At 58.7% G+C, this 25,741-nt stretch carries 29 protein-coding genes; 5 read left to right on the top strand and 24 right to left on the bottom strand.

Going from position 1 to position 25,741, the window contains the following annotated elements; translation table 11 throughout:
* Positions 1 to 3 precede the first annotated feature (3 nt).
* Entirely contained in the window at positions 4 to 1,065 is a 1,062-nt protein-coding gene (pheS, locus tag JOE65_RS07385) for a phenylalanine--tRNA ligase subunit alpha (protein ID WP_205162606.1), read from the bottom strand.
* A gap of 51 nt (positions 1,066 to 1,116) precedes the next feature.
* Positions 1,117 to 1,590, bottom strand: coding sequence for a (deoxy)nucleoside triphosphate pyrophosphohydrolase (locus JOE65_RS07380; RefSeq protein WP_205162605.1), 474 nt, complete (start codon positions 1,588 to 1,590; stop codon positions 1,117 to 1,119).
* Between the two features lie 104 nt (positions 1,591 to 1,694).
* Between JOE65_RS07380 and JOE65_RS07375 the strand changes: the two genes are divergently transcribed.
* Complete coding sequence (locus tag JOE65_RS07375) at positions 1,695 to 2,927, top strand: MFS transporter (RefSeq protein ID WP_205162604.1); 1,233 nt, start codon at positions 1,695 to 1,697, stop codon at positions 2,925 to 2,927.
* Here JOE65_RS07375 and JOE65_RS07370 read toward each other — a convergent pair.
* The 5 genes from JOE65_RS07370 to infC form a co-directional block, all read right to left on the bottom strand.
* Positions 2,924 to 3,850, bottom strand: coding sequence for a cation diffusion facilitator family transporter (locus JOE65_RS07370; RefSeq protein WP_205162603.1), 927 nt, complete (start codon positions 3,848 to 3,850; stop codon positions 2,924 to 2,926). The two genes, JOE65_RS07375 and JOE65_RS07370, sit on opposite strands and share 4 nt — an antisense overlap.
* A 110-nt stretch (positions 3,851 to 3,960) precedes the next feature.
* Positions 3,961 to 4,890, bottom strand: coding sequence for a TrmH family RNA methyltransferase (locus JOE65_RS07365; protein WP_205162602.1), 930 nt, complete (start codon positions 4,888 to 4,890; stop codon positions 3,961 to 3,963).
* A gap of 27 nt (positions 4,891 to 4,917) precedes the next feature.
* The gene (gene rplT, locus JOE65_RS07360) at positions 4,918 to 5,580 is read right to left on the bottom strand and encodes a 50S ribosomal protein L20, sunset domain variant (protein ID WP_205162601.1); all 663 of its coding nucleotides are present in this window, start codon (positions 5,578 to 5,580) and stop codon (positions 4,918 to 4,920) included.
* 113 nt (positions 5,581 to 5,693) lie between these two features.
* On the bottom strand, positions 5,694 to 5,888 hold the full coding sequence (gene rpmI, locus JOE65_RS07355) for a 50S ribosomal protein L35 (RefSeq protein ID WP_205162600.1): 195 nt from the start codon (positions 5,886 to 5,888) through the stop codon (positions 5,694 to 5,696).
* A 114-nt stretch (positions 5,889 to 6,002) separates the two neighbouring features.
* On the bottom strand, positions 6,003 to 7,145 hold the full coding sequence (gene infC, locus JOE65_RS15320; RefSeq protein ID WP_205162599.1) for a translation initiation factor IF-3: 1,143 nt from the start codon (positions 7,143 to 7,145) through the stop codon (positions 6,003 to 6,005).
* A 194-nt stretch (positions 7,146 to 7,339) separates the two neighbouring features.
* On the opposite strand from infC, the gene JOE65_RS07345 reads away from it, so the two are divergent.
* Positions 7,340 to 7,765 (top strand): DUF1844 domain-containing protein, encoded by a 426-nt coding sequence (locus tag JOE65_RS07345; protein WP_205162598.1) that lies wholly within the window; start codon positions 7,340 to 7,342, stop codon positions 7,763 to 7,765.
* Positions 7,766 to 7,818: 53 nt separating this feature from the next.
* Here JOE65_RS07345 and JOE65_RS07340 read toward each other — a convergent pair whose 3' ends face one another.
* The 7 genes from JOE65_RS07340 to JOE65_RS07315 form a co-directional block, all read right to left on the bottom strand.
* Complete coding sequence (locus JOE65_RS07340) at positions 7,819 to 8,664, bottom strand: SseB family protein (protein WP_338021573.1); 846 nt, start codon at positions 8,662 to 8,664, stop codon at positions 7,819 to 7,821.
* Positions 8,665 to 8,671: 7 nt separating this feature from the next.
* Positions 8,672 to 9,418 carry a bifunctional 1-(5-phosphoribosyl)-5-((5-phosphoribosylamino)methylideneamino)imidazole-4-carboxamide isomerase/phosphoribosylanthranilate isomerase PriA gene (gene priA / locus JOE65_RS07335; protein ID WP_205162596.1) on the bottom strand — a complete coding sequence of 249 codons (747 nt, stop codon included), beginning with the start codon at positions 9,416 to 9,418 and terminating at the stop codon, positions 8,672 to 8,674.
* Positions 9,419 to 9,439: 21 nt separating this feature from the next.
* Positions 9,440 to 9,571, bottom strand: a complete 132-nt coding sequence (locus JOE65_RS15315) for a hypothetical protein (protein WP_275587541.1) — start codon at positions 9,569 to 9,571, stop codon at positions 9,440 to 9,442.
* 20 nt (positions 9,572 to 9,591) lie between these two features.
* Positions 9,592 to 10,227 (bottom strand): imidazole glycerol phosphate synthase subunit HisH, encoded by a 636-nt coding sequence (gene hisH / locus JOE65_RS07330; protein ID WP_205162595.1) that lies wholly within the window; start codon positions 10,225 to 10,227, stop codon positions 9,592 to 9,594.
* Positions 10,224 to 10,841 carry an imidazoleglycerol-phosphate dehydratase HisB gene (gene hisB, locus JOE65_RS07325; protein WP_205162594.1) on the bottom strand — a complete coding sequence of 206 codons (618 nt, stop codon included), beginning with the start codon at positions 10,839 to 10,841 and terminating at the stop codon, positions 10,224 to 10,226. The genes hisH and hisB overlap by 4 nt, the downstream gene beginning before the upstream one ends.
* A 56-nt stretch (positions 10,842 to 10,897) precedes the next feature.
* A complete protein-coding gene (locus JOE65_RS07320; protein WP_205162593.1) occupies positions 10,898 to 12,016 on the bottom strand; it encodes a histidinol-phosphate transaminase in 1,119 nt (372 codons plus the stop codon).
* Between the two features lie 80 nt (positions 12,017 to 12,096).
* Positions 12,097 to 12,465: a peptidoglycan-binding protein gene (locus JOE65_RS07315; protein WP_205162592.1), complete on the bottom strand. Its 369-nt coding sequence runs from the start codon at positions 12,463 to 12,465 to the stop codon at positions 12,097 to 12,099.
* A gap of 276 nt (positions 12,466 to 12,741) precedes the next feature.
* Here JOE65_RS07315 and lexA point away from each other — a divergent pair, with 276 nt between their 5' ends.
* Positions 12,742 to 13,470, top strand: coding sequence for a transcriptional repressor LexA (gene lexA / locus JOE65_RS07310; protein WP_205162591.1), 729 nt, complete (start codon positions 12,742 to 12,744; stop codon positions 13,468 to 13,470).
* 6 nt (positions 13,471 to 13,476) lie between these two features.
* Here the strand turns inward: lexA and JOE65_RS07305 are convergent, their stop codons facing one another.
* Positions 13,477 to 15,504, bottom strand: a complete 2,028-nt coding sequence (locus JOE65_RS07305) for an ATP-dependent DNA helicase (protein WP_205162590.1) — start codon at positions 15,502 to 15,504, stop codon at positions 13,477 to 13,479.
* Positions 15,497 to 17,029, bottom strand: coding sequence for a GTPase HflX (gene hflX / locus JOE65_RS07300; RefSeq protein ID WP_205162589.1), 1,533 nt, complete (start codon positions 17,027 to 17,029; stop codon positions 15,497 to 15,499). Before hflX ends, JOE65_RS07305 begins: the two co-directional genes overlap by 8 nt.
* A gap of 91 nt (positions 17,030 to 17,120) precedes the next feature.
* Here hflX and JOE65_RS07295 point away from each other — a divergent pair, with 91 nt between their 5' ends.
* On the top strand, positions 17,121 to 17,741 hold the full coding sequence (locus tag JOE65_RS07295) for a class I SAM-dependent methyltransferase (RefSeq protein WP_205162588.1): 621 nt from the start codon (positions 17,121 to 17,123) through the stop codon (positions 17,739 to 17,741).
* Between the two features lie 4 nt (positions 17,742 to 17,745).
* Here JOE65_RS07295 and dapF read toward each other — a convergent pair whose 3' ends face one another.
* From dapF to JOE65_RS07260, 7 genes are all read right to left on the bottom strand, one after another.
* Positions 17,746 to 18,666 (bottom strand): diaminopimelate epimerase, encoded by a 921-nt coding sequence (gene dapF / locus JOE65_RS07290; RefSeq protein ID WP_205162587.1) that lies wholly within the window; start codon positions 18,664 to 18,666, stop codon positions 17,746 to 17,748.
* 4 nt (positions 18,667 to 18,670) lie between these two features.
* The gene (miaA, locus tag JOE65_RS07285) at positions 18,671 to 19,588 is read right to left on the bottom strand and encodes a tRNA (adenosine(37)-N6)-dimethylallyltransferase MiaA (RefSeq protein ID WP_205162586.1); all 918 of its coding nucleotides are present in this window, start codon (positions 19,586 to 19,588) and stop codon (positions 18,671 to 18,673) included.
* Positions 19,581 to 21,101 carry a tRNA (N6-isopentenyl adenosine(37)-C2)-methylthiotransferase MiaB gene (miaB, locus tag JOE65_RS07280; RefSeq protein WP_205162585.1) on the bottom strand — a complete coding sequence of 507 codons (1,521 nt, stop codon included), beginning with the start codon at positions 21,099 to 21,101 and terminating at the stop codon, positions 19,581 to 19,583. Before miaB ends, miaA begins: the two co-directional genes overlap by 8 nt.
* A 43-nt stretch (positions 21,102 to 21,144) precedes the next feature.
* Complete coding sequence (locus tag JOE65_RS07275; RefSeq protein WP_205162584.1) at positions 21,145 to 22,509, bottom strand: aggregation-promoting factor C-terminal-like domain-containing protein; 1,365 nt, start codon at positions 22,507 to 22,509, stop codon at positions 21,145 to 21,147.
* A 54-nt stretch (positions 22,510 to 22,563) separates the two neighbouring features.
* On the bottom strand, positions 22,564 to 23,145 hold the full coding sequence (locus JOE65_RS07270; protein ID WP_205162583.1) for a regulatory protein RecX: 582 nt from the start codon (positions 23,143 to 23,145) through the stop codon (positions 22,564 to 22,566).
* A 3-nt stretch (positions 23,146 to 23,148) separates the two neighbouring features.
* Positions 23,149 to 24,207, bottom strand: a complete 1,059-nt coding sequence (gene recA / locus JOE65_RS07265; RefSeq protein ID WP_205162582.1) for a recombinase RecA — start codon at positions 24,205 to 24,207, stop codon at positions 23,149 to 23,151.
* A gap of 215 nt (positions 24,208 to 24,422) precedes the next feature.
* Positions 24,423 to 24,644 carry a DUF3046 domain-containing protein gene (locus tag JOE65_RS07260; RefSeq protein ID WP_205162581.1) on the bottom strand — a complete coding sequence of 74 codons (222 nt, stop codon included), beginning with the start codon at positions 24,642 to 24,644 and terminating at the stop codon, positions 24,423 to 24,425.
* Positions 24,645 to 24,751: 107 nt separating this feature from the next.
* Between JOE65_RS07260 and JOE65_RS07255 the strand changes: the two genes are divergently transcribed.
* Positions 24,752 to 25,228: a MarR family winged helix-turn-helix transcriptional regulator gene (locus JOE65_RS07255; RefSeq protein ID WP_205162580.1), complete on the top strand. Its 477-nt coding sequence runs from the start codon at positions 24,752 to 24,754 to the stop codon at positions 25,226 to 25,228.
* Positions 25,229 to 25,289: 61 nt separating this feature from the next.
* Here the strand turns inward: JOE65_RS07255 and JOE65_RS07250 are convergent, their stop codons facing one another.
* A complete protein-coding gene (locus tag JOE65_RS07250) occupies positions 25,290 to 25,730 on the bottom strand; it encodes a helix-turn-helix domain-containing protein (protein WP_205162579.1) in 441 nt (146 codons plus the stop codon).
* Positions 25,731 to 25,741: the final 11 nt, after the last annotated feature.

Here is a 25,741-nt window from a genome sequence, read left to right as displayed (position 1 = left end):
ACCTTAGATCTCCATCCCGAAGTGTTCGCTGAACCGGACATCGCCCTCGATCATGTCGCGCATATCCGGGACCTCATTGCGGAACATGAGTGTCCGCTCTATCCCCATACCAAAAGCAAAACCCGTGTATTCCTCTGGATCTATGCCAGCGGCCGAGAGTACGTTGGGGTGTACCATCCCGCAGCCACCCCATTCGATCCATTGCGGGCCACCTCGAGCTCCCGGATGCCAGATATCCAGTTCCGCCGACGGTTCGGTAAACGGAAAGTAATTAGGCCGCAACCGAATTTGGGCCTCGCCGCCGAACATCAGTCTGGCGAAGTGTTCGAGTGTTCCACGCAGATCGGCCATGGTCAGACCTTTGTCGATGGCCAATCCCTCGAACTGGTGGAAAACCGGTGTGTGTGTGGCGTCGACTTCGTCGGTTCGGAAAACCTTGCCGGGGCACAGCACGTAGATGGGCACTTCGCGCTCCAGCATGGAACGGACCTGGACGGGGGATGTGTGGGTACGCATGACCAGATGCGCTTCGGGCGGCTCCACGAAGAAGGTGTCCTGCATCTCCCGGGCGGGATGATCCGGAGCAAAGTTCAGGGCATCGAAGTTGAACCACTCTGACTCCACCTCCGGCCCCTCGGCGATTTCCCATCCCATACCGACAAAAATATCCGCGACGCGCTCCTGCAGCAGGGACAGCGGATGCCGAGCTCCGGCCCGACGACGGACTGGCGCAGCCGTAACATCGACGGCTTCTTCGACGAGAATCGTGGCTTCACGCTCGGACTCAAGGGCCAGAGTTCGCTCAGCGAGCGCAGCTGAAATGCGACCGCGAGCAGGACCGATGAGCTTCCCTGCCGCGGCCTTCTCTGATTTCGCGAGTTGCCCGATGGACCTGTTGGCCAGGCTGAGCGGGGACTTATCACCGACATGAGCAAGCCGTGCCCCCTTGAGCTCATCGAGATTAGAGGCCGTAGCAATGTGCTGCAAGGCAAGATCAACTGTGGCCTGTACAGCCGCTTCGTCAAGGGGATCGGGCGCTAAGGCACCGTCTTCAGAGTGTGGCATGTGCGTGGGCTACCTGTCTTACCTTTATCAGCTGGAATCGGCAATGCCAGTCTAGTTAACCACGGACCTATCAATCGCTCCCAACGGGTCCCAACCCAGCACCCGAACGAGTTCGTGAACGATGGGCCGGTCAGCTGGAATCCACGGCAGCGCCAGCAGCTCAGCAGCGGAATCCTGGTCCACCCACCGGAGTTTGTCATGATCCTCAAGCGGTTCAGGTACTCCATGCACAATCTCAGCGAACCACACACGCATGGCTGCTCTGTCGTTGAGGGGCCACCCCTGATCCAGCGGCCCTATAAGCTCGGAACCCAAGGACACATCCACCCCCAGCTCCTCGAGCAATTCACGTCGCAACGCATCCGGACAATTTTCGCCCGGCTCTACCTTGCCACCAGGGAACTCCCACAACCCTGCCAAGGTCTCCGGAGCGCTCCTGCGCGCCACCAGAAGCCGCGTGGTGCGAGAGAGTGAATCCACTATGGCGCCGCCCACAATCTGCTTAAGGTGCCCTTCACTATTCATGCCGGTGAGTCTACGGTCTCCGATAGGCTGGACTCCACGTGTGCCCTGGACAACGCTGTCGGCGCGCATCCACTCGTCTCATTTTTTGGCATCGAAAGAGGTATATGCCTTCCGTCCTCCCCCTCCCGGCTTCCTCGCTCCATCAGGTGAAGTTTGCAGTTGTCGCCCTGGCAGTGGGCGGGTTTGCCCTCGGAACCACGGAATTCTCTATCATGGGGCTACTCCCCGAAGTCTCCGCAGGTCTGGGCGTCTCCATCACCGACGCCGGGGTACTTATTTCCGCCTACGCACTCGGTGTCGTCGTGGGAGCGCCTATCCTCGCGGCTGCAACCGCACGAATGTCACGCCGGAAACTAGTCCTCGGACTCATGGTTCTCTTCACCATTGCCAACGCGTCGTCCTATTTCGCCCCGACCTTTGAGTGGCTCATTCTGACTCGGTTTATTTCGGGGCTGCCTCACGGAGCCTATTTCGGAGTCGCCGTCCTCATCGCAGCCTCTCTGGTCGGCCCCACCAAAAGGGCCCAAGCTGTCGCTATGGTCATGCTTGGCCTCTCCGTGGCGAATGTGGTGGGCGTCGCAGCCGTCACTTGGCTAGGCCAGAACGCTGGCTGGCGCCATATGTTCACCGTCGTCGCCGTCGTCGGACTACTGACCATAGTCCTCCTGTACTTCTTCGTTCCCGCCCAGAGCGTTCATGCAGGAGCCAGCATCCGACGAGAACTGGGCGCACTGGCTAGCTTGCAGGTATGGCTCACCCTCTTCATTGGAATTGTCGGCTTCGGCGGCTTCTTCGCAGTCTATTCCTACATTGCACCGACCATGACGGATGTATCCGGGTTTCCCTCTTCCGCCATTCCCATCATCACGTCGGTTTACGGCCTCGGAATGGTCGCGGGGAACATCATCGGCGGAAAGCTCGCAGACCACAACGTCATGAGAAGCATCTATGTTGTCCTGACCTTGATCGTCGCGTCTCTGTTGGCGTTCCACTTCCTCGTGGAGCTTGCGTGGGCAGCAATCATCATGATCTTCGTGATCGGGGCGGTTGGTTCCGCACTGGTTCCCGGGCTCCAGACGAGGCTGATGGACGTCTCCCCGGACGCGCCCTCGCTGGCGGCATCCCTGAACCACTCAGCCCTCAACGTTGCCAACGCGCTCGGTGCATTTCTCGGCGGAGCCGTTATTGCTTGGGGGTGGGGACTGAAGGCACCAGCACTCGTCGGGGCTATCCTCGCTCTGCTGGGGCTCGGCATAGCCGCTTTGTCAGGAGTCATTGAGCGGCGACGCCAGGACCGAACCAGTGATGCGGTGACGTCCGTCGGTTCCTCCCATTAGCTCTTTACGGATACGCGGCGAAGGTCCGGCTCAAGGTAGATAATCCGGGCGCTCGGAACGGCAGCGCGCACCCGCTGCTCCGCGGCATTGATCTCCCCCGCTATCTCATGCCCTGCAGCCTGGGCCCCGATGGAGATCTTTGCGGCAACGAGAATTTCCTCGGGACCAAGATGGAGAGTCTTGAGATGAATTATCTTGTTGGCCGAATTCGCTTCGATTGCTTGTTCGATTCGCTTGGTATCCTCCGCTGTCGCGGACTCTCCCAATAGAAGAGACTTGGTCTCAAGCGCCAGAATGATCGCGATGACCACCAACAACAATCCGATCATGGCAGTGCCCAACGCATCCCAGATTCCGTTGCCGGTCAGCAGGGTCATGGACACACCAAACAGGGCAAAAACGAGTCCGAGGAGAGCACCAAGATCCTCAAGCAGGATTACCGGAAGCTCGGGAGACTTGGCTGAGCGGACAAACCGGATCCAACTCTTCTTCCCCCGGACTCTGTTTGACTCTTTGATCGCCGTGCGGAATGAGAATGACTCCGCGATGATCGCTCCGATAAGGACTGCTGGAGGAACCCACCACCATGCTCCCTCGATCGGGTGTGGATCCTGCAGTTTGTGGTACGCCTCGTAGAGCGCAAAAAGTCCACCGACACTAAACAGCACGATCGAGACGATGAACGCGTAAATATACCGCTCGCGTCCGTACCCGAAAGGGTGTTCGGCACTGGCTTGACGCTGCGCACGCTTTCCACCGACCAGCAAAAGAACTTGATTACCAGAGTCAGCTACAGAGTGGATGGCTTCCGCGAGCATCGACGACGACTGCGTTAGTGCCCAGCCGATGAACTTGAATACAGCGATGGTCAGATTAGCTATAAGCGCTGCAACTACAGCTTTGGTACCACCGCTGGCAGACATCGATTTCCCTCTCACCTACGTACATTTTAGCCCTAAGGCTCCTGAGAAGAATACGCTACCGACGCCTGGCTATTCATACCGCCCCACATCGTGAGACCAGCAATTATCCCTCAACGACGCTGAGCCCGCGCTGACGCGTAAAGGCAGACCGTTGCTGCCGTGCCAACGTTCAGACTCTCGGCCCGCCCATATAGTGGGACCGCAACACGGAATCGAGAAGCGCCAAGCTCCTCACCGTTGAGCCCCTTCGCCTCGTTACCGAACAGCCAGAAAGAAGGGTCTTCCAAACGCGGCCTGGCGGCATCCACCCTAGAATTTTGAGGCATCGCTATCTCCGCGGCTCTGATCCCATGGGCCTTGTAGTAGCGCTCGGCGCTTTCATCCTGGAGCGTGTCCAGATCTTCGCTACCGTAGCCATCGGCGGCAAGGGACACCAACCCAATCTGGCCAGCCTGCGCAACGAGGACATTGAAGTCCTGTCCCACCACAACAGGGAGGTGGAAGAGTGAGCCCACTGTCGACCGAACAGCTTTTGGGTTATAGATGTCCACACTGCCAGATGTGAGGATAATGGCATCCGCACCGGCCGAATCAGCCGCTCGCAGGATCGTGCCGGCATTCCCCGGGTCCTGAACTCGACACATGACAGCAATGAGTCTGGGCTGCCGATCGAGAACTGACTGAAGAGAGACATCCACCTTGTGGCATACGGCAACAACGCCCTGAGGATTTACCGTGTCCGCCATCGCAGCCAGCACCTCATCCGAAGCGGCTCTCCACGGAACACCATTGAGGAGCTCTAACAGCTCCGGATCACGTTTTACAGACGCCGCTGTTGCGTAAATCTCCACCACAACTTTTCCACTACCGCAACGAGTTCTATCTAGCTTCAGCGCTTCCTTCACCGTCTGTGGCCCCTCAGCGAGAAACAGACCTCGACGCGAACGCGCTGAGCGCCCCGACAGTTGTGCCACATCCTTCACCCTGTCTGCACTGGGGTTGGACATTGACGCAATCTGGGGGCGCTCAGTGTTATGCATTTGTTAATTCAGTTCTGCCAGCTAAAACTAGTCCTGCATCTTCTGACGCGACTCGCCACCCGCAGGCTCGAAGCCAGCGGCCTTCGCAGCATCCACGCTCTCAAACCAGAATTCAGGCTCAGTCTGCTCGTACCAGGTTGAACCCGGTACGTGGTACTTGCCTGACTGGTTCCCCTTGATGGGGTGACCTGTTGGAGCTTCGCCGCCGTCGGCCTTGACGGAACCAGCAGTTTCGATGGCAGGCTTAGTGCTCTTGACCGGAGCAGCCTTGGCCGCGGTCTTGGCACTCTTTGCCGTTGCGGGTGCGGAGGCTACCGCGGGCGCAGAGGTATCCGAGGGCAGCGAGTCCTTGGCGATTTTAACGAGCGCGGCGAATGCATTGGCATCGCTCACGGCCAGCTCAGCGAGCATGCGGCGGTCAACTTCCACCTGAGCGGCCTTCAAACCCTGGATCAAGCGGTTGTAGGTCAAGCCATTTGCGCGGGATGCCGCGTTTATGCGCTGGATCCAGAGGCGACGGAAGTCGCCCTTGCGTTTACGGCGATCGCCATAGCTGTAGACGAACGACTTCAGCAGCTGCTCTTTCGCCTTGCGGTACAGGCGTGAGCGCTGTCCCCGGTAGCCTTTGGCGCGTTCCAGGATAACCCGACGCTTCTTATGGGCGTTTACTGCCCGCTTCACACGTGCCACGTGCGTACTCCTTTGATAAAACTCCCGATCGGATGGTTGTTATCGAACATTCCAGCCGGGATAACTTGGTGGTTTTTCGACAGCCCATGAGGGCTTGTCGCGGGAAGTAGCAGTTAGATGCCGAGCATCTTCTTGATGTTCCGTACGTCAGCCGGAGCAACGATCTGATCGCTGGCCAGGCGCCGCTTCAGACGCGAGGACTTGTGCTCCAAGTAGTGACGACGGTTAGCCTGCTGACGCTTCAGCTTTCCTGAACCAGTGAGTTTGAAGCGCTTCTTCGCCCCACTGTGGGTCTTCATCTTCGGCATCGCTACCGATCTCCTTACGTTTTTCCTCAGGCGTACGCCATCGGGTCTTGTGGTACACGGTCATGGGTACCGGCGGTTTGTCCTGCCGCCTAGCGACGACAGGGGTTTGTCCACTTACTTGGCCGGTCCCGGCTTTCCTTTGGGGGCAGCCGGTTTGGCCTTTGGTGCGGGTTTGGGCGCCGGGCTTGGTGAAGTCTTCGCGACGGGCTTCGCAGCCACTGGCTTCTCCGCGGCCGCCTTGGCCGCCGTCGTCTTTTCCGCGGCTGGCTTTTCTGGCCCTGACTTCCCCGCGGCCGGTTTAGCGGCCGTCGTCTTCTCCGCGGCTGACTTTTCTGGAACTGACTTTTCTACAACCGATTCTGGCGTTGCAGCTTCCTCGTCCTTGGCCTTGGGTGTTTTCTTTTCCTCCGGAACAGTCTCTGGAGTGCTCGTAGGCGCATCGGCCGTAACCGACGGCTTTTCAGCGACTATGTCTTTCGGCTCTGCTTCCACGGTGGGTACCTCAGCCTCAACTACTGGTGTCTCCGCGGACTTCTTAGCCAGTTCTGCGGACAGCTGATCACCAATGGTCTGAGTCAATGGCTGGCCATCTCCGGACTCATCAACCCGCTTCTTGGCGTCGTTCAACGCCTTGGCCTCAGTTCGCTGGGCTGACCGGCGTGCCTCTGCCTTGGCCTCGGCCTTGTTCTTGGTTGGCCCGATAACCATGACCATATTTCGACCGTCGATGCGCGGTGATGATTCGACGAGACCGACCTCGGATACGTCGTCCGCGAATTTCTGCAGAAGCCGGATACCCATTTCCGGTCGCTGCTGTTCCCGGCCACGGAACTGAATCATTGCCTTGACCTTGTCCCCGGCAGCCAAGAAACGCCGTGCATGCCCAGTTTTGGTGTCATAGTCATGGGTATCGATCTTCAGGCGAAAACGAATCTCCTTGAGGACCGTATTCGTCTGGTTCTTGCGAGCTTCGCGCGCCTTCACCGCAGCTTCATACTTATATTTCCCAAAGTCCATGAGCTTACATACGGGAGGTTTGGCCTGCGGCGCCACCTCAACGAGATCAAGGTCGGACTCCGTTGCCAGGCGTAGGGCATCCTCGATACGGACAATGCCGACCTGTTCCCCTGCTGGTCCTACCAACCGCACCTCGGGAACGCGGATCCGGTCATTGATACGTGGCTCGCTAATGTGTAACTCCTGATTGTTCGTGGTAACTGATGCCGCTTGCACAATGAAGAAGGCCTCCAACTGCATGCGCAATAGGAGGCCTCGAGGGTTCGGTGGACGGCGCCGTGGATGGGACCACAGCAAGCGCCGCTGATGTCTGGCGCGCCACCGACCGGAACCCGGCAACTCTGTTATACAGGCTGTCGCGGGTGGGAGAGGTCTCCGCTTGCTATTGATTGGTAAATAACGCCAATCAATCGGTCTGTGTAAAGCTTAGCAGTATGACTAGTCATGACAATAATTCCCCTGAGAGTTCCGTCCGCAACGCCTTTCCTGCGTCCGAAGTCGGGACACCGGTTTCGGAACCACTTGCTGACGCCGCAAACCAGATGCGGGACATTGCAGAGGTCGCAGCCGTTGAGGTCATCACGACGGCCGCCGTGCATCTCATGAGCGCAGCAGCCGTTAAGTGCGGACTGGCTGCAGGCGACGACGCGGAGGAGCTTAAAGATCTCGATGAAGCGCGCAAGCTGATCACAGCATTGGCAGGCTTCGTCACTGCCGCGGCTCCAGAGATCGGAAGTCAGCATGCCGGACCTATCCGTGACGGCCTTCGCTCACTGCAGCTGGCTTTCAGGGAAGCATCAAGCATTCCGGATGCCCCGGGCAAGGGCCCGGGCGAAAAGTACACAGGGCCCGTCAACTAGAACGGCGCGGTCAGCATGGCCGTCCCATTGACCCTAGACGCTTGAACGGTGCCTCAGTCCGTCAAGCGAACTTCAAGCGAGTCCACCTTCTCGGTGAAGCACGAGTTCGAAGCTAACCTCTCTCGAAACCGAGCCGCCACCTTCTGAACTTCCGCAGCGCCGAGGCCAGGCAAGAGCTGAAGCCAGACAAGTAATTCAGGTCCCGGCCCCCCACCGGCAACTACGGAGCCGGCGGCAGTACGCGAGGCAATGCCCGGGCCCGGTTGAGCTATGACTTTATTGACCAAGCTCTCCTCGGCAACTGCTGCTTTGAGCAGTATTGCTACATCCGGATCCTCATACGACGGGTTCCAAGAAGCCTGCTGAGCGAGCGCCCACAGCGCAGGCCGGCGAACCACGAAGGTGAAGTTCGAACCGGGATCCACAACCAACAGCTCAGCTCCCTCGGAGACTGCGGAGAGAGCCGCTCTGGGAGCGTAGACGGCAACGGGCCTTGCGTCCGAGTGCCATCGCTGCATATGCGCCACACAGGAAAAGATCGGAAGAGCCTTCCGTCCGTCCGGAGCCTGCAGCCAAATGAGGGCCATATCGGCCTCCTTGTCTGAAACGATCCCTAGCTGCCCGGAGGCTTCTGTGCTTAGTTCAGCCACTATCGGCACAAAGACGCGCGCCTGACTCAGCGCCTGGACGACCGCGTTTTCTCCGCACTCGCCAGCGACAAGAAGGTCAACAGCGCCTTGGTAGTGCGCGTTGACCGATCCGTCGTCGTTATCGAAATCATGCAAGGGGTTACCCGACGCCGAAAGATCACGCCCTTCCCATAGGGCACCCGCGGAATCAGCCTTGCCACCGGCCCTACGCAGAGCGGCGACTATATGTTCTGGCAGTTCCTTCGTCACCGTCGTGCTAAGCCCTTCCCGCGACGTCCAACGCCTCTGGCAACGTGAAGTTCCGGGCATATAGCGCCTTGCCCACTATGGTGCCTTCCAAGCCTGCCGGCACTAGCGTCCGTAGCGCCCGGATATCTTCAAGACTTGAGATTCCGCCAGAAGCTACAACAGGTCTTTCCGTACGGACCAGCATCTGCCGCAGTAAGTCAATATTCGGTCCGCGTAACGTTCCGTCCTTTGTGACGTCGGTGACGACATAGCGCGCGCACCCTGCATCCTCAAGCCTGGCGAGCACATCCCACAGGTCCCCGCCCTCGCGCGTCCAGCCTCTGGCCGCCAGCGTCGTTCCGCGCACGTCAAGACCAACAGCAATGGCGTCCCCGTACTGGTCAATGACTTTCGCCGTCCACTCCGGGTCCTCCAGAGCCGCCGTACCAAGGTTGACCCTGGTTGCGCCCAGTTCAAGGGCTGCCTCGAGGGAAGCGTCATCTCGAATACCGCCAGAGAGTTCAACTTGCACCGTTAGTTCACGGACGACTCTCTTCAAAAGTGGCACATTAGATCCGCGTCCGAACGCAGCATCGAGGTCTACCAGATGGATCCATTCCGCACCGCCCTCCTGCCAAGCGATGGCGGCATCCAACGGGTCACCGAAGGATGTCTCGCTGCCAGCTTCCCCCTGGACCAAGCGGACGGCTTGGCCGCCTGCGACATCAACGGCGGGCAGGAGTTGGAGTCGGGGTGATTCAATCGGTTCAGTCATGTGAACAGGCTTTCGTTTCGATTAGAGAGTCAACAGATAGGCGGCCAACAACGACAGGCCAGCAAGGATCCATAGGGCTACAGTCAAAAAGGTGGAGAAATTTTGTCTGCGAAACGAGATCGCGCCACCGATGAGCAGACCTGCTAGGGCCATGAGGAGTAAGCTCCCCACGGCTAGCTGAAACTTCCAAGCCAGTTTTGGAGAAGCGCCGCGCCTGCGTCGCCGGATTTCTCTGGATGGAATTGAGTCGCTGATAGTGGACCGTTCTCGACGGCGGCGATGAACGGCCCGCCGTGATCCGACCACGTCACCATAGGAGCCTTCATTCGAGGTTGGGTTACATCGAAGTCCCATTCCTGCACCGCATAGGAATGGACAAAATAAAAGCGCTCAGACTCTAGGCCCGCGAAGAGCCGAGTGCCTTCCGGCGACTGAATCGTGTTCCAGCCCATATGGGGAACTACCGGTGCCCGTAGAGGTTCGACAGTACCGGGCCATTCCCCCATCCCATCGGTGCGCACGCCGTGCTCGACGCCCGCATCAAACAGGATCTGAAGCCCAACGCAGATGCCTAACACCGGTCGGCCTCCGGCAACCCTCCGGCCGATCAGCCTCAGCGCATCAACCTTCTTCAGTCCCTGCATGACAGCGGCAAAAGCACCAACTCCAGGGACCACGAGACCGTCGGCCTCGAGCACTTCATCGGCTGAGGACCCCAAGGTGACCTCAGCTCCCACGCGCTCGAGCGCGCGAACAACTGACCGCACGTTTCCAGACCCATAGTCCAGAACTGTCACACGGTTGCTCACAACGCACCTTTTGTTGATGGAATGCCGTTAACCCGTGGGTCCTTCTCCACGGCAGTGCGCAACGCGCGGGCAAACGCCTTGAACTGAGCCTCGACGATGTGATGTGGGTCTCTCCCGCTCAGCACACGCATATGCAGACAGATATGCGCGTGGAGCGTAATCGACTCAAAGACGTGGCGGGTAAGCGCGCCTGTGAAGTGTCCACCTATGAGGTGGTATTCCTGACCGGCAGGCTCGCCCTCGTGAACCAGATACGGACGGCCCGAGATGTCGACAACCGCCGTCGCCAGCGCCTCATCAAGCGGAACCGCAGCGTCTCCAAAACGTCGTATTCCAGTTTTGTCTCCAAGCGCGGCCTTCAATGCGTCTCCGAGCGTGATGGCCACGTCCTCCACCGTGTGGTGCACATCTATATGGGTGTCCCCCTTCGCCTTGACCGTGAGGTCGATCAGCGAATGCTTGGACAAAGCTGTGAGCATATGGTCGAAGAACGGTACCGACGTATCGATGTCCGAGCGTCCCGTCCCGTCAAGATCAACGGTGACGACCACCGACGATTCACTGGTGGAGCGCGCGAGCGATGCTGTGCGCCTACCGCTTACCTGCGTGTTCATAGAGGTAGTCCTTTGGTGGAAAATTTTAGTGAGTTCGCTTGAGGATGGGCTTCCTGTCACGACTTCAAGTATGACTCGTCCTGAACCAGCCTCCCCAGTTCAGTGAGAAACCGCTCCGTCTCCTCCGCGGTTCCGGCCGTCACCCTGAGATAGCCCGGAATTCCAACATCCCGAATCAGGATTCCCGCAGCCAGCAGGCCCTGCCAAACCCGCGAGGTGTTCCTCACGCCGCCGAAGAAAACAAAGTTGGAATCTGACTCCTCTGGCCTGAGACCGAGATCACGCAGTCCCTCGACAATTCGATCTCTCTGGCACTTGATGTCCTCCACGTTGGCCAAAAGTATCGCGGGGTGCTGAAGAGCAGCATTGGCTGTTGCCTGCGTGATAGCCGACAGGTGATATGGCAACCTCACCAGCCGAAGCGCGTCCGTTACCTCCGGAGACGCAGCAAGGTATCCCACTCTGGCTCCCGCAAGGGCGAACGCCTTGCTCATTGTTCGACTAACGATTAGTCGCTCTCTTCCGGGAAGCAAGGACAGAGCACTCGGGGTGCCTTCCTTGGCAAACTCCGCATACGCCTCGTCCACTATGACGATCGCCCGGCTGCTCTCACCGGCAGAGTAGACCGCTTCAACGACATCTAGCCCCAACGCAGTTCCCGTCGGGTTATTGGGTGAGCACAAAAACACCACGTTTGGGGCGAGGACTGCGACCTGCTCCGCGGCGTCCCTTGCGGTGAGACTGAAGTGATCACTGCGCTCGCCACTGACATACTCGGTGTTGGTTGCACTCGCCAGCAACGGGTACATCGAATATGTTGGCGGAAACCCGAGGGCTGTGCGGCCGGGGCCACCGAAGGCCTGGAGGATCTGCTGCAGTACCTCATTGGATCCATTGGCCGCCCAGATATGGTTGGGGGTCAATGAGTGGCCGAGATACCCGGCCAATAATGTGCGTAAAGTTGTAAATTCGCGATCCGGGTACCGGTTCAAACCCTGGATAGCTTCCTGAACTGCCTCCGCGATGGCTTCTCGCACTTCCAGCGGCACACCGTGTGTATTTTCATTGACGTTGAGGAGCACCTCCGCGTCTATCTGGGGCGCTCCGTACGGCTCTAACCCCACCAAGTCCCGCCGCAGTGGCAACTTATCCAGTCGATCCAACTTTTCACTCACGAAACAAGCTTAAATGAAGAGCAGCCACAAACGAAAAATGAGACCGAGTCATCTAGGCAAGCCAAATGTCGCCCACTCCACTACCGGGAAACTGGCACGAAGATCTGCTGCCCGGCTTGCACCGTTGACGTGCCAAGATCGTTCAACTCAACGATCTCAAAAACAACATCCCGGGGATCACGGTCCGGAGAATACTCGAGAGCCAAGTTCCACAGGCTTCCACCGCTGGGCACGCTGACGCTCACGGTATCCGTGGGGTTGAGGTTGTCGAACCCTGAAGCCATGGCAGGGGCTGTAAAGAACCCTACAAACGTCAAGAGAGAGGCCGCCAAAACCATCAACGGAAGTCCGATGAAGACCAAGCGACCCCTCCGAGTCAGGGACAAACGTGTACCTGCGTCTGCAGGAAAAATCGATGCGGTTCCCAAGATCGACGAATTGGTCGACATGTCAACACCTTCCTTCGTTCATGTGTTCGATTTTATTCGACCTTCGAAGCTACGAATAGAACACATGTTCTATTCGTAGCTCATTTATAGCACCGATGATCGAGTATTGTCGACACACCTTCGAACAAATGTTTGAGAAAGCGGTCAACGCCACATAGGCTGGTGACAACAATCGGCAGCGGATCATGGAAAGTACTCCACCATCCGGGACTGACATTTTGCCGATTGGGATTCTTACGTCGCACGTCTGGGCGACAACACAGTGGAGGAAGCCGAATGACACCCGCAGATGCCTACTCCGAATCAGGAACATCGCACCGTCCTGCCGCTCCCCGCCCTCTGACTGTTCGCCAAGCCAAGATTTTGGAAACTATCAGGCAGTCCGTATCAACGTACGGTTACCCGCCGTCCATGCGGGAGATTGGCGACACTGTGGGCCTGGCAAGCCTTTCAAGCGTCACCCACCAGCTCGGCCGCCTAGAAAAGCTTGGCTACATTCGGCGAGATCCGAAGCGACCCAGAGCCATGGAAATCCTCTCAGCCGCCCCCCCTGAGTCAGCTGCGTCCGGGGGGAAGAACGGGACTACGCCCGGCCCCGCAACGATCACTGCTCTACCGTTACCAGACTCAGGACCGGCCATGGTTCCGCTGGTGGGTCGTATCGCTGCCGGTGGTCCGATACTGGCCGATCAGGCAGTCGAAGACGTCATGCCCCTGCCCCGCCAGCTGGTGGGCCATGGAGAACTTTTCATGCTGAAAGTCGTCGGGGACTCCATGATAGACGCCGCGATCTGTGACGGAGACTGGGTAGTCATCCGCAGGCAGTCGACCGCTGATAATGGGGACATTGTCGCCGCTCTCCTGGACGATGAAGCGACCGTAAAAACTTTCCGCCAACGGGACGGCCATACATGGCTGTTACCGCAGAACACCCAGTACGAACCAATTCTCGGCGATCATGCCACAGTCATGGGCAGGGTCGTTTCGGTTATGCGTTCGCTATAGCCAAGTCTAGGTTTCGTCTCTCGCGGCCAGTCTCTTGAGGACGCCTATAACAATATCCTGGTCCGAGGTAGCCCAGAATGGCGGCAGCGACGCACGTAGGAATCCGCCGTAACCAGCAGTAGCCAAGCGCGAATCCAAGATCGCCACGACTCCACGATCATTACTGCTTCGAATCAGGCGGCCAGCACCCTGAGCAAGTTTCACAGCTGCCTGCGCTGCAGAAACGGTCATGAAACCATTTCCGCCGATTTTGGCGACGGCCCTGGTACGCGCGGTCGTCAAGGGGTCATCCGGCCGCGGAAAGGGAATTCTGTCGATGGTGACAAGCCGGCAGGAGTCACCAGGGACATCCACGCCCTGCCATAGCGACATCGTCCCAAACAGGCACGTATCCGGCTCGGCACCGAACTGCTCGATCAGAGCCGCCATGGTCGATTCACCCTGGCACAGAATAGGGAAATCGACTTTGCTCCGAAGCGTGTCCGCCGCCTCCTCGGCCGCCCTTCTCGAAGAAAATAGCCCTAAGGCCCCGCCTCTGGAAGCTTTTAGCAGCAGCTCCAGTTCCACGAGTTGAGCCTGAACACCGTTCCGGTCGGGCTTAGGCAGGTGCCCGGCAACGTACAAAACACCCTGCTTTGGATAATTGAACGGGGAACCAACGTCTGTCCCGGTCCAGGACGGGACGTTTGGCCCCGCAAGACCCAGCCCGCCAGCGACCGGTCCGAATTCTGCTCCTACGGCGAGGGTGGCTGAAGTGAGGATCACCGTGTGATCCTCAAAAAGTCCGGACCGCAGACGGCCAGCTACCGATAGCGGTGCAACATGCAGACTTGCGGGCTGACTCTCATCCGGTTGCGAATACCCGATACCAGGTGAGAAGGTGCTCGCTCGAGAGGCCCACAAGACCTCGCCGGCATTCTGCGCATTGATCAATCGCTCACACAATTCAAGGATGGCCGTCACTCGCGAGCGAGCGGTTTGTCTCCCACCATCTGCCGGTGAACCTGCATCCTGCTTCGAATCGGACAGTCCCACACGACAGGCATCCCGAACCTGGGAGATCGCCTGTTCCTGCTCCTCGTTGAGGCCGGCGTGCATCAAGCCAGACGACAGTTCCGCCATCGATTCCTCGAAATGGCGGGCCGCGGTCGACAACGCTTCAACGCTCGTGTTGGTGTGTTTGCGCATAGACGATGCTGCCGCGGATATCAGGTTCGACGAGAGCTGACCGGTGACAGCACCGGTTACGCGGTCCTGAAGCTCGTGAGCTTCGTCGATGACCACGACGTCGTACTCCGGAAGCACTGCTAGCCCCTCGAAAGCACTGATGGCAAGCATCGCGTGGTTGGTGATCACAATATCAGCCACAGCTGCATCAGCTCTGGCGCGTTCGCTGAAGCACTCCTGAGCAACAGGGCATTTCTGGGCACCCAAGCACTCCATGGCGGTTACGGAGACCTGGTGCCAGGCCTTGTTGCTGACTCCCGGCCTCAGCTCATCGCGATCTCCCGTCTCAGTTTCAGCCGCCCATTCACGCAACCTGGCTACTTCACGACCCAAATCAGTACCGGGCCCATCCGACGGCGACGGATGCGTGACAGCGGCATCTTCCCCCATGAGAAACAAGCTTTCCTGATCGTTCTCCTCTGGAAACCCGCCGTCCGTTTTGTATTTGCAGACGTAATTTCCACGGCCCTTCAGAAGGGCGACGGCTATTTCGCGATCCAGCTCCGGTTCCAGTGTTTTCAGCAGCCGAGGCAGATCCCGCCCCACGATTTGTGACTGAAGCGCAAGCGTCGCTGTGGACACCAGCGCCGGTTTGTCACTGTTCTGCGCGTGAACAATTAGCGGTATCAGATACGCCACGGACTTCCCAGTGCCCGTACCAGCCTGTACCAGCAGGTGCCTACCCGACTCAATGGCTTGCGCTACCTGGCGCGTCATTTCCTGCTGACCAGTTCGGTGTTGCCCACCCATACCGGATACTGCTGTGTCGAGCAGCTTCAGCGCTTCAGCTTCGCTACTCTCAGGCATGGGCTCGGAATGGCTCCAGCTCTGCTGCTAGTGGTTCTTTCACCATCACGTCCAGCCTCGTGCCCGAATCCTCGTGTTCGATGGTTACTATTTCGACATCGGCGGAATGCAATCTGCTGACGACGTCCCCGCGATCATAGGGCACAAAGAGTTGGAGCCGAATCGATGGACGGGGAATCGATGCACCGATAACGGCGGCAAGTTCCGCTATGCCCTCTCCCGTGCGAGCCGAGACGACAATGGTCTGCGACTCCGCGCTGCGAACCCTGTCAATGGTGTAAGGATCTGCAGTATCGGCTTTGTTCAGGACAATGATTTCGGGGATCCGACGTGCGTCTACTTCGGAAAGAACCGCGCGCACTGCCGAGATCTGTCCTTCAGGATCCGGATGCGAAACGTCCACGACATGCAGGATCAAGTCCGCGTCCGCAACTTCCTCCAAAGTCGATCGGAAGGCTTCAACCAACTGCGTTGGCAATGACCTGACGAATCCGACCGTATCGACGAGCGTGTAGCCGAGGCCATCAGGTGTTTCTGTCTTGCGGACCGTTGGGTCCAGTGTCGCGAACAACGCGTTCTCCACAAGAACGCCAGCATTCGTGAGCCGGTTCAACAGGGAGGACTTGCCGGCATTGGTGTATCCGGCGATGGCGACAGAAGGTACCGCGTGGCGGTGCCTGTTAGAGCGTTTCGTTTCGCGGGCAGGCTTCATCGCCACGATTTCCCTCCGCAGCTTAGCCATCCGGGTGCGGATTTTCCGACGATCAAGTTCGATCTTGGTCTCGCCAGGGCCCCTGGACCCCATACCCGCGCCAGCTCCGCCTACCTGTCCACCCGCCTGACGGGACATCGACTCTCCCCAACCGCGCAACCGCGGCAGAAGATATTCCAGTTGAGCAAGCTCAACCTGTGCTTTGCCCTCGCGACTCTTGGCGTGCTGCGCAAAGATATCAAGAATCAGCGCTGTCCGGTCAACTACTTTGACTTTGACGATGTCCTCAAGGGACCGCCGTTGCGAGGGCGCCAGTTCACTGTCCACAATGACAGTGTCAGCGCCGCAAGCTCGCACAATGTCTTTCAGCTCTTGGGCCTTTCCTGAACCGAGGAACGTTCCAGGATCCGGCTTCAACCGTCGCTGCAGCACCCTGTCCAAGACCTCTGACCCAGCTGTTTCGGCCAATGCAGCCAGCTCGTCCAACGAGTTCTCGGCATCCGCCGCGGTTCCGTCAGTCCACAGTCCTGCCAATACCACTCGCTCCAAACGGAGCTGCCGGTATTCGACCTCTGTGACGTCTTCCAGTTCCGTGGAGAGGCTACCCACACGACGCAACGCGTGACGTTCTTCGAGAGCTTGCTGATCGCCGTCGTAGTCAAAATCTTCATCCCGACGAGCAGCCACTTCCGCATGCACCGCATTGTCGGCACCTGAAGTCTCTCTGCCAAGCACGCGGTCGATGACCGCCTGCATTTCATCGGGGCCCGGAGTCTCCGGGCTCGGGGTGGAATGATCGTGGTCGCTGGTCATGCTCTCCTTCAAAGAATCCTGAACCATCATTCTACCGGGGAGCGCTGACAAAAACACGGTTCCGGCCATCGTTCAACTATTCTGTCCTGTTATGGACTCCCAACACTATTTCAGCGAACAGCCCAGTGGAACGGCGGTCCGTCGCCCGCTGGAAGTTGTGCTGAACGGCAAGGAACGTCAGCTACAGACGACGTCGGGCATCTTCAGCCCCGGCGGCGTCGACAAAGGCACTGCAGTGCTGCTGTCCGAAGTACCCGATCCTCCGCTCCGGGGAAACCTGCTGGATATAGGCTGTGGATGGGGACCGCTGGCACTGACCATGGCCTTGAAGTCCCCAGAAGCGCTGATAACCGCAGTGGATGTGAACGGACGCAGCGTCGCTCTGACCACGGATAATGCCCGTGCACTCGGTCTCGACAACGTTCTCGCGTGTAAACCCGAAGACGTTGATTCTAAGACGATGTTCAATACCATCTGGTCTAATCCTCCCATCCGTGTCGGTAAGGAGGAACTGCACTCACTGCTCACGAGATGGCTCCCACGGCTCGCCCCGGATGGAACGGCGTGGCTGGTTGTACAGAAGAACCTTGGAGCCGACTCTCTGCAACGCTGGCTCGCTGACGAACTCGGCCATAACTGGTCCGTGATCCGATTCCGCACCGCCAAATCGTTCCGGATCCTGAAAGTCACACGTACTTCAGCGCCAGCATAACGAGCTAGTTCAGAACGCCTCTGGCTACGATGACCGCGGGACCCGACAGTTCCACTCGTTCGCGGCCGTCTGGTCCGGGGTTGAATCGTACACCGAGAACACCGCCCGGAACCTCCACCCACCACGCATCTGGGGCACCGGACCCCGCCCAATACCTGGTCGCCACGGCAGCGGCGCAAGCGCCCGTGCCACACGATAGGGTCTCTCCCACGCCTCGTTCGTAAACCCGCATCGCCACCCGCCCGACTCCGTGCTCCACCAGCGGTTCAGCGGGAACCACGTACTCAACATTGGTTCCGTTTGGAGGGGCCGGAAGAACCTGCGGCTGGGCAGTGAGCGCAACTGCCTGCAACTCCGCAGCATCAGCAAGTGCCACCACAGTGTGTGGATTACCCATGTTCACCGAAAGTGCCGGCCGGTTTACGCTCAGTCCTACCGTATCCACCAACGAATCCGAGGCCCGTGACGCAGCAAGGTCAGGAAACTCAAACCACCACGGGCCCATGTCCACGGCGTAGCCATCCGCGCTCCGCGACACCGTCTTGAGGCCGGCCCGAGTCCCGATCCTCACCGTTGCTGCACCGTCAAGTTCGAGGAGTCCCTCCGCTAGAAGGAAGTGCACGAAAACCCGCACCCCGTTGCCGCACATCTCCGAAACTGACCCGTCTGCGTTGCGGTAGTCCATGAACCACTGCGCATCCGGGCAACTCTGCAGGATCGCCCGGCCCTCAGGCAGCGTTGAAGAATGCACTGCCACGATCAGACCATCGCCGCCAATTCCCCTATGCCTGTGGCACAGTGAAGCCACCTGTTCGGGCGTGAAGTCCCTCTCCCCCGTCGGATCTGACACGAGAATAAAATCGTTCCCGGTGCCGTGTCCTTTTGCGAATGGAAGTCCACTCGGTAGAGCAGGAATAGTGCTCACTTCTTCACCTTTCTCCTGCGGTGTACTCACGCACAATAGTTGCAGCGAGTTCCGCTAGCCCAGGTTCTTGCCAGGACAACCATTGAATCCGATTATCCCCCCGGAACCAGGTCCGTTGCTTTCGCGCAAGCTTACGTGTGGCGACAGCGGTCTCGTCAACAGCGTCCTCGATACGCATGTCGTCGTCCAAGACGCGAAGGAACTGCGCGTAACCGAGCGCACGGGAAGCCGTTTTGCCCCATCGCAAGCCCAACGGTTCCAAACGTCGGACTTCTTCTAGAAGCCCCTGACGCTCCATGCGGTACACGCGCTCACTCAGCTTCGGCCCGAGCTCCGCGGGCTCGGCTCGAAGCCCGATCTGAACCGCAGGTTGCACATACTCGCGTTGTGGCATGAACGACGTGAATGTTCTGCCCGTCAAAGCATGTACTTCAAGCGCACGAATAACACGGCGGGCATCGCCGAGACTGGCCGCAGACTCAGGATCCACCGACTCGAGCCTAGACCTCATCGTCTCGAGACCAGTTTCCTCCATATCCGCCTCGAGCTCCCGGCGAATAGACGGATCTGTTCCTGGAAATTCCAGGATATCCAGGGCTGCCCGAACGTAAAGCCCCGATCCGCCCACAAGGATGGGATAGTGTCCGCGGCTTCGAACCTCATCCATGCACGCGCGGGACTGCGCCTGAAAGTGCGAAACGCTAGCCTCCTCATGGATCTCGAGAATGTCCAGCAGGTGATGTGGGACACCCTCGCGCTCACGCTCGCCGAGTTTGGCGGTGCCGATATCCATGCCGCGATAAAATTGCATGGCGTCGGCATTGATCACCTCCCCACCAATCTCATGGGCAAGGTTCAAGGCGAGTTCCGATTTTCCAGTCCCGGTCGGTCCAACGACGGCTACGACCGGAAGGTTATCCACGGTGTGAGGGCAGCGAGGGCATTCCCAGCGACACGCCTTGACGCGAAGCTGTACCGGGGGCAGGCACACCACAGGAATCCGCTTGCGCACGGTCCCATGCGTCGCCCGCACGAGAGCGCCTGACGCTGTAATCCTGGCCCGACCGTGGATCCGCGACCAAGTGGAAGGACGCCGCCGCTGTAATTTTTAGGCTCACCAGATCTCCCGGACGCGGATCAAGCTGACCCTCCGGCACGGAGAAGTGGACCAGCCGCTGGTCCCTTGAACGGCCGGATAGCCTTCCAGTTTCAGCGGACTTGCGACCTGACTGGGCCGTCACCATGACTTCCACCACGCGTCCAACCTGGACGGCATTCTCCTCCGCTGCAATACGATCCTGAAGGGCGGTCAGCCTTTCAAACCGCTCCTGCACCACGACTTTCGGCACCTGCTCCGGCATATCCGCCGCGGGAGTACCCGGTCGTGACGAATACTGGAATGTGAAAGCTGTCGCGAAGCGTGACTTTTCGACGACGTCTAGCGTCGCCTGAAAGTCCTCCTCCGTCTCACCGGGGAACCCCACAATAATATCCGTGGAGATAGCCGCTTCCGGCATCCGCTCACGAACCCTGTCCAGTATGCCAAGGAACTTTTTGGAGCGATACGAACGACGCATGTCCTTGAGCACTTTGTCCGATCCTGACTGGAGCGGCATATGAAGCTGTGGCATAACGTTGGGCGTTTCCGCCATGGCCTCAATGACGTCATCCGTGAAGGCCGCTGGGTGAGGACTCGTGAAACGCACACGTTCCAGCCCTTCGATGTCCCCGCAGGCCCTGAGCAACTTGCCAAAGGCATGCCGGTCCCCGAACTCGACACCATAAGAATTTACGTTTTGGCCCAGAAGAGTGACCTCGATGGCGCCATCCTCCACCAGTGCCTTTATCTCGGCCAGAATCTCTCCGGGACGACGGTCACGTTCTTTTCCTCGTAGCGACGGAACAATGCAGAACGTACAGGTGTTGTTGCACCCCACAGAGATGGACACCCAACCCGAATACACGGCGTCCCGCTTAGTGGGCAGTGTGGACGGAAAGACGTCCAAGGATTCCAGAATTTCCAGTTGCGCTTCGTTGTTGTGGCGCGCACGTTCCAGCAGTGCGGGCAGCGAGCCGATGTTGTGCGTACCGAAAACAGCATCCACCCAGGGTGCCTTCCGGAGAATGGTTTCTCTGTCCTTCTGCGCGAGACAACCACCCACTGCGATCTGCATCCCGGGGCGCTGCTCTTTTACGGATGCCAACATACCGAGATTGCCGTAGAGCTTGTTGTCCGCATTCTCCCGAACGGCGCACGTATTGAGTACGACGACGTCCGCTTGGTCATCCCCCGCCGGCGAGTAACCAGCCTCCTCCATCAAACCGGCTAAACGCTCGGAATCATGGACATTCATCTGGCAGCCGAAAGTGCGCACCTGATAGGTACGGCCGGACTCGGCTACGGCGGCTTCAGGAACAGGGATGGTAAAACTCACCTATCAAGGGTACGACTTCTGCGCTCATGCACCACAATCCGGATCAATACCAACCATGGCTCTCCGAGTGGTCCCAGGCCGCGCACGGGCTACCGTAACGCCCAGAGACGTAGCCGAGCCCCCACTCGATCTGTGTCCGGTAGTTTGTGCGCCAGTCCGCACCAGCGGACGCCATTTTTGATCCAGGCAGAGATTGCGGAATTCCATAGGCGCCGCTAGAGGAGTTCTGCGCGCTGGTCCGCCACCTTGATTCGCGGTTCCAGAGGTTGACCAGACAACGAAATTGCCCGTTATTCCAGCTAAACGCCGCCATGCGTGATTCTGCGTACGCCTGCGCCGCAGCGGGATTATCAACGATGTCGGCTTCGGGCGGAGGTGAAGGTGCCGGGGTGGGCGGCCGCGGGGCCGGTCTCGACGGTTCCGGCGACGGGGCCGGAGGAGACGATTGCTCGGGTGCAGGTGGAGGAACCGGCGCTTTGGGCTTCTCCGGGGAGCGGCCGTCCGGGGCTGGTGTTCCGGAAATACCGGGTGCTGGATTGGTAGCTACTGCTGGCCGGTCTCCTGCACCATCGTTACGGGTTTCCTCCAGTTCGTTGTCGGCCCGCACTGCCTGGCGAGCGGCGTCCTGCTGCTCACGATAAGACGCCTGAGCTGCGAGCCCGCGAATCCGCGAGCTCTCAAGCTGCGCGGTCGTTCCTTTGAGCTCGGCAAGTTGTTCGTAGAGCAACGAGCTGGACTCTTCCTGTTTGGCGACCGAACGCCGGGCTCGTTGATCCATCGACTGGGCCGCCTCGAGCGCTTTTGCTGCTTCCTGGCTCTGGTCTTCGATCGCCGCGAGAACTGACTCCTGCTGTTCATGCAGGACTTGCGCAACGCGTGCTGATGCGTCGGCTTCGGCGTACAGCTCGTTCGTACGTCCGCCGACAATGTTGGTCATGACGAGGCGGTTGGCCGCTTCAACCGCGTGATTGGCATCCAGAAGTAGCAATACGCCGGGACTTGTCGACCCGGTCTTGTACGCCTGAGCCGCAATTCCTCCGGCCCTGTGTTTGAGTTCCTCTGACAAAAGGAGTGCGTTGCTGTGCTTCTCCTGCAGCAGTAGAAGCCGCCGTTGGCTAGACTTCAGAGCGTCTTCGGCTGCATGAAGAGTTGACTCGGCCTGCACCGCTTGGTCACCGACTAGGCCGGCCTGTTGCCTGAAATCCCTCAGGAGTCCTTCGACTTCCCCGATTCTGTTCGCAGTGGCCGCTTCATTGCCCTTGGCCGCTCGAATTTCATCCCACGTGGGAAGCTCGGAGGTTTGCGCTGGGGTGCCGACTCCCAATAGGGACGAGAGCATAACGGCAGCAACACCATACACTGTGGCGACACGCCGTAGCTTCTTCATCCTGAGCTTGAACTTGACCATATCGTCGATCAGACTACAGCGAGAATCCGCTGACGACCAGCCCACGCGTTGGCGCTATCCGAACCAGACGTCCTCCGGTGTCTCAGCTACGGCCTCACATTCGTCCGCGACGATCTTGAACGCAAGTCCAGCCCCGTATCCTTTGCGCCCGAGCATGCCAATGAGTCTTCGGACTGCTTTGTCCCGGCCGCCGTGGTCTTGTGAGCTGAAATTTGACGGTATCTTCCTGCGGACCAATCTTCTGGCGGACTCAATTTCTTCTTCCTCAGTGAGCTGCGCCAGAGCAGCCTCAGCGCAATCCGCGGGAACTCCTTTGGTTGCGAGTTCCCGCTTGAGCGCACCGCGGGACAGCGACTTAGTCCTGGACCTGCTCTCCACCCACATGCTGGCGAACGTCGCGTCGTTGATCAGCCCCAGCTCTTCAAAGCGATCAATTAACGATGCCGCGATATCTTGGGGTGTGTCGTGGTCCGCCAGTTTTTGCTCGAGCTGCCAGCGGGTTTTAGGCGCGGTCGACAACTGACGAAGAAGCACTGACAGCGCACGCTGCTCAGGCGTGCTTCCTGCATCCCCAACCCGCCCGTCTTGTTGACCGGATGAAGCGGTTCTGCCGGTCCCTGAATCAAAGGCAGTCATCCCCTAGACTGCGTCACCGCCAACGGCTTTGAGCTTTGGAGCGTCGTCCGAAGCGTCCGCTTGCGGCACTCCGATTCCCATCTTTTCTTTAATACGCCGCTCGAGCTCATCCGCCAGGTCAGGGTTATCACGCAGGAAGGTACGAGCGTTTTCCTTACCTTGGCCAAGCTGATCGCCGTCATAGGTGAACCAAGCACCTGACTTTTTCACGAAACCCTGCTCTACACCGACATCGATGAGGCCCCCCTCCCGGGAGATTCCCTGACCGTAGATGATGTCGAACTCGGCCTGCTTGAACGGCGGAGCCATCTTGTTTTTCACAATCTTCGCTCGGGTCCGGTTACCAACCGCATCGGCGCCCTGCTTCAGCGTCTCGATGCGACGCACATCGATTCGAATAGACGCGTAGAATTTGAGCGCTTTACCACCTGTTGTTGTCTCGGGGCTGCCGAAGAAGACGCCGATCTTCTCACGCAGCTGGTTGATAAAGATGGCGGTGGTCTTCGATTGACTTAATCGGCCTGTGATTTTCCGGAGCGCCTGGCTCATCAAGCGGGCCTGCAGGCCTACGTGGCTGTCGCCCATGTCGCCTTCGATTTCTGCACGCGGTACCAGCGCCGCAACCGAGTCGATGACGACGATGTCCAGCGACCCTGACCCAATGAGCATGTCCATAATTTCCAGAGCCTGCTCACCGGTATCCGGCTGTGAAACCAAGAGCGCGTCGGTGTCCACACCCAGCCTCTTCGCATACTCCGGGTCAAGGGCATGTTCCGCGTCAATGAAGGCTGCGATTCCGCCATTGCGCTGTGCACTCGCCACAGCGTGCAGAGCGACAGTTGTTTTACCAGATGACTCCGGTCCGTAAATTTCAACGACACGGCCTCTTGGCAATCCACCAATACCGAGGGCGACATCCAGGGCTATGGAGCCTGTCGGAATGGTCTCGACGGGTGCGCGGACGTCATCCCCCAGACGCATGACGGATCCCTTACCGTACTGCTTGTCAATCTGCGCCAATGCCGCTTCGAGAGCCTTCTCGCGATCTGCCTGCGTTGCCATGTCTCACCTCATGTTTCATGGGCCGTTTCAGCCCGTTGATGTTCTCACTCAGACGGTAGTCCGCCGGACTGACAAAATCGCGTCCGAACTTGTCTTTGTGGACAACTTGGGCCGACAGCTGCCGTAACCCTCGTGTCGCAGTCTACCGAGATCCGAATACATGTTCGAATATATCGAGTGGGTGTGTCTTACTTCGGGTGGATCCACGAATGCCGTCAGGGCTTTGGCGTCGCGTCCTGTCCCAGGCGCCGGGCCAGAGGAACGTCTTGCATGGTGCAGATCGCCAACCAGACTTGTCTGGGCTCTTTACCCGCCTTAAGAGCAGCTACTGCCGTCATTCCGCCCAGCTCAGCAAGGACTAGTTCACCGGCAAGGACTCTTGAGTATCCGACCCCGAACTCATCATCCATAAGCCGCCAGAAATTACTTAATCTCACTGTCCAATGTTCTCACAGCTGTCCGCGTCCTAACCCTTCAGCGCAACCTCCTAGATCCGGCGACCATGAAGTAAGGGAGCTCTGATTCACTCCCCTACAATGACTCCATGACCGAACAAGGCGTGAACGTGGCGGAAGGCGCTGCTGATGCAGCCATAAAGGCGCTGGAGGAGCAGTTGAGCATCCTCTGGCGCAGGGCACGCTCCAATTCGCACAAGGTTGCCAGGCGCGTTCATCCAGATATGGAGCCAGCGGCCTACGGCTTGTTGGTCATTCTGCAACGCACCGGCGGCATGCGCCTTACCGATCTTGCTACGAACGTAGGTATCGGGAAGCCATCAGTCAGCCGTCAGATCACCATGCTTGAACAACTCGGTCTGGTTCAGAAAACAGCGGATCCTCAGGATGGCCGTGCTCAAGCCATTAGCCTCACTCCACTTGGGTCCAGCAGATTGTTTGCTGCCCAATCCGGACGCAAGGATGCTTTCCGGCATCTGATGGAGGATTGGTCAGCTGCGGACATAGGCGATTTGGCGCGTCTCTTGGGGCAACTCAATGAAACGTACACGCGGGATAACTATTAGGCGCTGCTAACGCAAAAGTGCCCACAGAGCAGCGCTCTGTGGGCCCTCTCTCTTCAAAGGTCTAGAAAGACGAAGAAGCTAGATCCTTACTCAGGTTGCCGGGCACTTCGTCTGGGATCGTACCGGTAAACTCTCGTGAAAGTTCCTGCGGTACCGTGTCAGGAACAGCTACGCCTTCCGCTACTGCGAGACGCTCACTGACTTCCCTGAGCATCAGGGAAAGCGGAACATCCAGAGCGCTGCAGATGGAAGAAAGCAATTCCGACGACGCCTCTTTCTGGCCTCGTTCGACTTCACTCAGATAACCGAGTGACACACGCGCACTATGCGAGACCTCGCGCAGGGTACGGCTCTGACGCTGACGGACATCGCGGAGGACGTCCCCAATCTCATGACGCAGAACTACCATTTTACGCTCCTTGGGCTCACCCTTTGCATCGTCTGTCAACCCTACATCTCGCCAACGGACCACTCCGTTTACGGATATGGGTTGCTTTACCATGTGTATCGCCT

The sequence above is a fragment of the Arthrobacter roseus genome, assembly GCF_016907875.1.
Taxonomy (GTDB): Bacteria; Actinomycetota; Actinomycetes; order Actinomycetales; family Micrococcaceae; genus Arthrobacter_J; species Arthrobacter_J roseus.
The sequence above is the reverse complement of the archived record's forward strand: the minus strand, read 5'-3'. Positions and strand labels throughout refer to the sequence as shown.

Coding starts and splice junctions, on each gene's coding strand:
- JOE65_RS07380 (WP_205162605.1), bottom strand. CDS start 1,590: ATGAATAGTGAAGGGCACCTTAAGCAGATTGTGGGCGGCGCCATAGTG.
- JOE65_RS07250 (WP_205162579.1), bottom strand. CDS start 25,730: ATGGTAAAGCAACCCATATCCGTAAACGGAGTGGTCCGTTGGCGAGAT.
- JOE65_RS07370 (WP_205162603.1), bottom strand. CDS start 3,850: ATGTCTGCCAGCGGTGGTACCAAAGCTGTAGTTGCAGCGCTTATAGCT.
- pheS (WP_205162606.1), bottom strand. CDS start 1,065: ATGCCACACTCTGAAGACGGTGCCTTAGCGCCCGATCCCCTTGACGAA.
- priA (WP_205162596.1), bottom strand. CDS start 9,418: ATGACTGAACCGATTGAATCACCCCGACTCCAACTCCTGCCCGCCGTT.
- recA (WP_205162582.1), bottom strand. CDS start 24,207: ATGGCAACGCAGGCAGATCGCGAGAAGGCTCTCGAAGCGGCATTGGCG.
- JOE65_RS15315 (WP_275587541.1), bottom strand. CDS start 9,571: ATGGCCCTAGCAGGTCTGCTCATCGGTGGCGCGATCTCGTTTCGCAGA.
- JOE65_RS07365 (WP_205162602.1), bottom strand. CDS start 4,890: ATGCATAACACTGAGCGCCCCCAGATTGCGTCAATGTCCAACCCCAGT.
- JOE65_RS07275 (WP_205162584.1), bottom strand. CDS start 22,509: ATGGTCAAGTTCAAGCTCAGGATGAAGAAGCTACGGCGTGTCGCCACA.
- JOE65_RS07375 (WP_205162604.1), top strand. CDS start 1,695: ATGCCTTCCGTCCTCCCCCTCCCGGCTTCCTCGCTCCATCAGGTGAAG.
- JOE65_RS07315 (WP_205162592.1), bottom strand. CDS start 12,465: ATGTCGACCAATTCGTCGATCTTGGGAACCGCATCGATTTTTCCTGCA.
- JOE65_RS07295 (WP_205162588.1), top strand. CDS start 17,121: ATGGACTCCCAACACTATTTCAGCGAACAGCCCAGTGGAACGGCGGTC.
- JOE65_RS07305 (WP_205162590.1), bottom strand. CDS start 15,504: ATGCCTGAGAGTAGCGAAGCTGAAGCGCTGAAGCTGCTCGACACAGCA.
- rpmI (WP_205162600.1), bottom strand. CDS start 5,888: ATGCCGAAGATGAAGACCCACAGTGGGGCGAAGAAGCGCTTCAAACTC.
- JOE65_RS07345 (WP_205162598.1), top strand. CDS start 7,340: ATGACTAGTCATGACAATAATTCCCCTGAGAGTTCCGTCCGCAACGCC.
- infC (WP_205162599.1), bottom strand. CDS start 7,145: ATGCAGTTGGAGGCCTTCTTCATTGTGCAAGCGGCATCAGTTACCACG.
- hisB (WP_205162594.1), bottom strand. CDS start 10,841: ATGAACACGCAGGTAAGCGGTAGGCGCACAGCATCGCTCGCGCGCTCC.
- hflX (WP_205162589.1), bottom strand. CDS start 17,029: ATGACCAGCGACCACGATCATTCCACCCCGAGCCCGGAGACTCCGGGC.
- lexA (WP_205162591.1), top strand. CDS start 12,742: ATGACACCCGCAGATGCCTACTCCGAATCAGGAACATCGCACCGTCCT.
- JOE65_RS07255 (WP_205162580.1), top strand. CDS start 24,752: ATGACCGAACAAGGCGTGAACGTGGCGGAAGGCGCTGCTGATGCAGCC.
- JOE65_RS07270 (WP_205162583.1), bottom strand. CDS start 23,145: ATGACTGCCTTTGATTCAGGGACCGGCAGAACCGCTTCATCCGGTCAA.